The organism is Microcoleus sp. OTE_8_concoct_300 (genome assembly GCF_031383065.1).
Classification (GTDB): domain Bacteria; phylum Cyanobacteriota; class Cyanobacteriia; order Cyanobacteriales; family Microcoleaceae; genus Microcoleus.
Genome location: NZ_JANMZH010000465.1, coordinates 1 through 2,019 on the forward strand (window position 1 = coordinate 1; position 2,019 = coordinate 2,019).

At 52.8% G+C, this 2,019-nt stretch carries 1 protein-coding gene; it reads left to right on the forward strand.

Annotation, left to right across the window (positions count from 1 at the left end; all coding sequences use genetic code 11):
* Positions 1–179 precede the first annotated feature (179 nt).
* Positions 180–1,781, forward strand: coding sequence for a 2,3-bisphosphoglycerate-independent phosphoglycerate mutase (gene gpmI, locus ACUVJL_RS20965; RefSeq protein WP_445247602.1), 1,602 nt, complete (start codon positions 180–182; stop codon positions 1,779–1,781).
* The last annotated feature ends 238 nt before the right edge of the window (positions 1,782–2,019 follow it).

A 2,019-nucleotide genomic window follows, 5' to 3' on the forward strand; every position in this document is an offset into this window, starting at 1 on the left:
CCCCGGACTGGAGGAAAGTCACGACCGAGGAGCTAGTTGTAAGACTAGGATAGCAGACCGCCATTTTTGGCAAAAGGATTGCGCCCGGAAACCCTGGCAATAGGGATATTAAGGCCCGAAAGTCTTAAGAATCCCCGTCGCGCTCGCGCGGGGAGTGTCAATGTAAATAAGGTATTCGCATGGCACAAGCGTCTGTATCTCCTGTAGTGCTCATTATTCTAGACGGCTGGGGTTATCGTGAAGAACAAGACGGAAATGCGATCGCCGCTGCGAAAACACCCGTGATGGACAGTCTCTGGGCCGCTTATCCCAGAACTCTGATTAAAACATCGGGTCGGGCGGTAGGCCTTCCTGACGGGCAAATGGGCAACTCAGAGGTCGGCCACTTGAATCTGGGCGCCGGCCGCGTGGTTCCTCAAGAATTGGTGCGGATCTCGGATGCCGTCGAAGACGGTTCTTTGCTGCAAAATCGGGCGCTGGTTCAGCTTTGCGAGGAAGTGCGCCTTCGAGGCGGCAAGTTGCACCTGACTGGTCTTTGTTCCGAGGGCGGGGTTCACTCGCATCTGAGCCATATTGTGGGTTTGCTGGAATTAGCAAAAGCACAGGGAATTTCTGAGGTTTGCATTCACGCGATTACAGACGGCCGCGATACTACTCCGAAAGAGGGTGTAGAAGCTTTAGCAAAGATTGAAAGTTATATAGAAAAGGTAGGGGTCGGTCGGATTGTGACCATCAGCGGCCGCTACTACGCGATGGACAGGGACAAGCGCTGGGATCGGGTGCAGCGCGCTTACGAGGTGATGACGACTGAGGGTGCGCCGGACGGTCGATCGGCTGTTGATGTGTTGCGGGCCTCTTATGCTGAAGGAGTGACGGACGAGTTTGCAATTCCGACTCGGATTGCTCGGGGGGCCGTGGCATCCGGGGATGGGGTAATTTTCTTTAATTTTCGCCCGGACAGGGCTAGAGAATTGACTCAGGCTTTTGTGGCGCCGGATTTTAAGGGCTTTGAACGGCAGTTAATTGAGCCGCTGACGTTTGGGAGTTTTACTCAGTACGACCCGAAGTTGTCGTCGGTAATGGTGGCTTTTGAACCGCAGAATTTGAACAATATTCTGGGCGAGGTGATTTCTAACCACGGTTTGCAGCAGTTGCGGACGGCGGAAACTGAAAAGTACGCTCATGTGACTTATTTTTTTAATGGGGGTCTGGAAGAGCCTTTTATAGGGGAACACCGCGAGTTGGTGCAGAGCCCGATGGTCGCGACTTACGATGAGGCGCCGGAGATGTCGGCGGCTGTGGTGACGGATGTGGCTGTGGCGGGTTTGGAAAAGCGGATTTATTCATTGGTGGTGATTAATTACGCTAACCCGGATATGGTGGGTCATACGGGGATGATGGATGCGACGATAATTGCGATCGAAACTGTGGATAAATGTTTGGGGCGGCTGTTGAGTAGCATTAGTAAAGTTGGGGGAACGGCAATTATTATTGCTGACCACGGAAATGCTGAGGTGATGTTCGACGAGAACGGGAATCCCTGGACGGCTCACACTACTAACCCGGTTCCCTTTATTCTCGTAGAAGGCGAAGGTCTGAAGATTCCAGGTCACGGAACCGATGTTCCTCTGAGGACGGACGGTTGTTTGGCTGATATTGCGCCGACGATTCTGGAGCTGTTGAGGTTGCCTCAGCCGCCGGAGATGACGGGACGTTCTATGATTCGATCGGCTGATTTTGAAGTTCGCGCCAATCGCACTCCGGTGCGAGTCCGATTGTAGCAAGGCTCGGCGAAATCTAGCTACTGGTAGGGGCACGGCGCTGTGTCCCTAAGCGAGTTTGTGTGCGATCGACCGGATTTGATATGATAATAAGTTACGTGCGATTCGTTTAGCCGAAACTCGAAAGGGGGGATGGCTAGCAGCGGTGGGGTAAACCTATTAGGGTTAGAGTTCGCACTTTAATCCCCCATCGATGACAACTTACTATTCATGCAGGTGAGAAAACCTAGTCGAGCAT

Bases quoted from the DNA above. Each gene is read 5' to 3' on its own strand.
- gpmI (WP_445247602.1), top strand. From the start codon at position 180: ATGGCACAAGCGTCTGTATCTCCTGTAGTGCTCATTATTCTAGACGGC.